The sequence below is a fragment of the Moorena sp. SIO3H5 genome (assembly GCF_010692395.1).
Taxonomy (GTDB): Bacteria; Cyanobacteriota; Cyanobacteriia; order Cyanobacteriales; family Coleofasciculaceae; genus Moorena.
This window is the reverse complement of the sequence record NZ_JAAHHS010000561.1, coordinates 1-3,916: the sequence shown is the minus strand read 5'-3', so window position 1 is coordinate 3,916 and position 3,916 is coordinate 1. Positions and strand designations below refer to the sequence as shown.

The 3,916-nt window shown below is 39.9% G+C and carries 5 protein-coding genes; all 5 read left to right on the top strand.

The window, feature by feature from the left end:
• A partial coding sequence (locus F6K52_RS33525; RefSeq protein ID WP_293089024.1) for a DUF4351 domain-containing protein occupies nt 1–275 on the top strand: 275 nt, incomplete at its 5' end.
• 189 nt (nt 276–464) lie between these two features.
• Complete coding sequence (locus F6K52_RS33520; protein WP_293089021.1) at nt 465–812, top strand: DUF4351 domain-containing protein; 348 nt, start codon at nt 465–467, stop codon at nt 810–812.
• Between the two features lie 416 nt (nt 813–1,228).
• On the top strand, nt 1,229–1,393 hold the full coding sequence (locus F6K52_RS33515) for a hypothetical protein (RefSeq protein ID WP_293089018.1): 165 nt from the start codon (nt 1,229–1,231) through the stop codon (nt 1,391–1,393).
• Nucleotides 1,394–1,421: 28 nt separating this feature from the next.
• Nucleotides 1,422–1,568, top strand: coding sequence for a hypothetical protein (locus F6K52_RS33510; protein WP_293089016.1), 147 nt, complete (start codon nt 1,422–1,424; stop codon nt 1,566–1,568).
• A 218-nt stretch (nt 1,569–1,786) separates the two neighbouring features.
• A partial coding sequence (locus tag F6K52_RS33505) for a tetratricopeptide repeat protein (protein WP_364421007.1) occupies nt 1,787–3,916 on the top strand: 2,130 nt, incomplete at its 3' end.

Here is a 3,916-nt window from a genome sequence, read left to right as displayed (position 1 = left end):
GGGAGGATATGATGCAAGAGTCAGTAGTTTATCAACGGATTATTCGTCAAGGATTAGAACAAGGATTAGAACAGGGATTAGAAGAAGGAAAGCGCAATGAGCTTAATTTAATTAAGCGTCAAATTAGCCGTCGTTTAGGTGAAATCAATCCCCAATTACAAAATCAAATTGAGGAATTATCTTTTGATCAGTTGGAGGATTTAGGAGAAGCGTTGTTAGATTTTGAAACCGAAGTGGATTTGACCAATTGGTTGAATCAATTAGCGGATAAGTAACATTCGGTTAGGTGTCCCATTCAGCTTACGGCTGAATGGGACACCTAATAACTTTAAAAATATTGTTTTTTTTACAGATTAAGTTTTCTCAAAAAAGTAGCGTTTATATCTGCTTTTTTTGAACACGCTTATTGCTAGCATGCCTACTCCCTGTTCCCTGTTCCCTGTTCCCTGTTCCCTTTGGTATATATGATCGAAGATAGACAACAGCAGCGTAAGCTATCTGCTTGCGTGCAACTGTTGGCTGGAGTGAAATTTGATGAGCAGTTAATTCAAGCTTACTTTCGGGAGGATATGATGCAACAGTCAGTAGTTTATCAACGAATTATTCGTCAAGGATTAGAACAAGGAAAGCGCAATGAGGTTAAGTTAATTATCCGTCAAATTAACCGTCGCTTAGGTGAAATCAATCCACAATTACAAAATCAAATTGAGGAATTATCCTTTGACCAGTTGGAGGATTTAGGAGAAGCGTTGTTAGATTTTGAAACTGAAGTGGATTTGACCAATTGGTTGAATCAGTTAATGGATAAGTAACATCCGGTTAGGTGTGGCATTCAGCTATCAGCTATCAGCTATCAGCTTAAGGCCTTTGGCCACGCTACGCGAACAGCTATCAGCTATCAGCATGCTACATTAGGTTGAAGGCTGACGGCTGTTCGCGCAGCGTGCCCGTAGCGCATATGCTTACCTATGAACTTTAAAAGTATTGTTTTTTACAGCTTTTTTTATAGGCCTATTGCCTATTGCCTATTGCCTACTGCCATGTGAGAAAATAGTACTCCTTAAGAACAAACCGGTACTAGTTACTGAGAAAAGAGTACTGGTAAGTGAGAAACTAGTACTCCTTAGCGAGAAACGGGTACTCGTTAACCAGAAACGGGTACCCGTTTGTTATACAACAGTACTAGTTAAGGCAAAGGAGTACTAGTATATGAGAAATTAGTACTCGTTTGTTATACAACAGTACATGTTTAACATACAACAGTACTAGTTTTCGGTTAATCGCTACTCGTGTCTTAGATGTGATTACCCGGTCTGGCTTATTGTTGACCCGATTCCCAATTCCCTGCTCCCTGCTCCCTGTTCCCTGTTCCCGACTTCTGCAAGAAGTCTAGTATAATTTATATAGCGTTTCTAGGACTCATGAGGTACACATTATTTTTTTCCTCTTCCCTCTTCCCTCTTCCCTCTTCCCTCTTCCCTGCTCCCTGCTCCCTGCTCCCTGCTCCCTGCTCCCTAACAACCAGAAATTTGTACCTCACAAGTCGTAGAATTGCTATATATTTTTAAAAAAGTAAATAACTACCCTACAAACTGCTATATAATGATGATTAAGTCTATAATTTTTTGAATATTTACCGAGATAAAATTAATCAGGAATTGCAGCAGAAAATACTGCCATGGGCGGAAAATTTGCGAATATAGGGCGATTTAGAGTCGTTTATTTTTTTTCATGAATAGTGTAGAGCGGTTGTTGAATTTTTTATATAGCAGAGGGGTTGATGGTAATGGCTGACAATACATCTGATGCCCAACTTGACTTTCTCTTAGAGGTACTACAAGCAACTGCAGACAGTAGGGGTGATGCGCAGGTAGTTTACCCATTACTGGCAGCAAATACTGATAAAATTAATCATAAGTTAGCAGAGCAATTGCGGGATTGGGCAACAAGTAAGCTGGCCGAAGTGGAAGCAGATGAAGCAAAATTTATAGCAGCAGATATTGGCACTTTCAGCGCTCTAATTCATAAATTCCCCTTGGGTGACAAAGCCAGTACTATTGAAATTGCCATCACTGGCTTTGAAGTCATACTAGCTGTTTTCACCCGTGAAGCATTTCCCGAAAATTGGGCAATGACACAAAATCATCTCGGTGCTGCTTATAATAACCGCATAAAAGGGGATAAAGCACAGAATATAGAACAAGCAATCGCTTGTTCCCAACAGGCTCTAAAAGTTTATACCTTTGAAGCATTTCCCGAAAATTGGGCATTGACACAAACTTATCTCGGTGTTGTTTACAATAACCGCATAAAAGGGGATAAAGCACAGAATATAGAAGAGGCCATCGCTTGTTACCAACAGGCTCTTAGAGTTTATACTTTTGAGGCATTTCCTATTGATTGGGCAATGACACAAAATAATCTCGGTGCTGCTTACGATGACCGAATCAAAGGGGAGAAAGCAGAGAATATAGAAGAAGCCATCGCTTGTTACCAACAGGCTCTTAGAGTTTATACTTTTGAGGCATTTCCTATTGATTGGGCAAGGATACAAAATCATATCGGTGCTACTTACGGTAACCGAATCAAAGGGGAGAAAGCACAGAATATAGAAAAGGCTATCGCTTGTTACCAACAGACTCTTAGAGTTTATACCTTTGATAGATTTCCTAGGGATTGGGCAAACACTAATTTTAATATCGGTGCTGCTTACCATAACCGAATCAAAGGGGAGAAAGCAGAGAATATAGAAAAGGCTATCGCTTGTTACCAAGAAGCTCTAAGAGTTTATACCTTTGAGGCATTTCCTATTGAGTGGGCATCGACACAATATCATCTCGGTTCTGCTTACAGTGACAGAATAAAAGGTGAGGAAGCACAGAATATAGAAGAGGCCATCGCTTGTTACCAACAGGCTCTAAGAGTTTTTACCTTTGAGGCATTTCCTGAAAAATGGGCATTGACACAAAATCATTTCGGTAATGCTTACCGTGACAGAATAAAAGGGGATAAAGCAGAAAATCTAGAAGAAGAGATCGCTTGTTACCAACAGGCTCTAAGAGTTTTTACCTTTGAGGCATTTCCTATTGAATGGGCAAGGACACAAACTATTCTCGGTCTTACTTACAGTCAACGAAAAAAAGGTGATAAAAAACAGAATATAGAAGAGGTCATCGCTTGTTACCAACAGGCTCTAAGAGTTCTTACCTTTGAGGCATTTCCTGAAAAATGGGCAAGGACACAAACTATTCTCGGTCTTACTTACAGTAACCGAAAAAAAGGTGAGGAAGCACAGAATATAGAAGAGGCCATCGCTTGTTACCAACAGACTTTTAGAGTTAGAACCTTTGAGGCATTTCCTACTGAGTGGGCAATGACACAAAATAATCTCGGTAATGCTTACTATAACCGAATAAAAGGGGAGAAAGCACAGAATATAGAAGAGGCTATCGCTTGTTACCAACAGGCTCTTAGAGTTAGAACCTTTGAGGCATTTCCTACTGAGTGGGCAGGGACACAAAATAATCTCGGTAATGCTTACGGTAACCGAATCAAAGGGAAGAAAGCACAGAATATTGAAGAAGCCATCGCTTGTTACCAACAGGCTCTTAGAGTTTATACTTTTGAGGCATTTTATTTTGAGTGGGCATTGACACAAAATAATCTCGGTAATGCTTACCGTGACAGAATCAAAGGGAAGAAAGCACAGAATATAGAAGAGGCCATCGCTTGTCACCAACAGGCTCTTAGAGTTTATACTTTTAATGCATTTCCTGAAAAATGGGCATTGACACAAACTAATCTCGGTGAAGCTTACCGTAACCGAATCAAAGGGAAGAAAGCACAGAATATAGAAGAAGCCATCGCTTGTTACCAACAGGCTCTTAGAGTTAGAACCTTTGAGGCATTTCCTTTA

Bases quoted from the DNA above. Each gene is read 5' to 3' on its own strand.
- F6K52_RS33510 (WP_293089016.1), top strand. From the start codon at position 1,422: ATGAGGTACACATTATTTTTTTCCTCTTCCCTCTTCCCTCTTCCCTCT.
- F6K52_RS33520 (WP_293089021.1), top strand. From the start codon at position 465: ATGATCGAAGATAGACAACAGCAGCGTAAGCTATCTGCTTGCGTGCAA.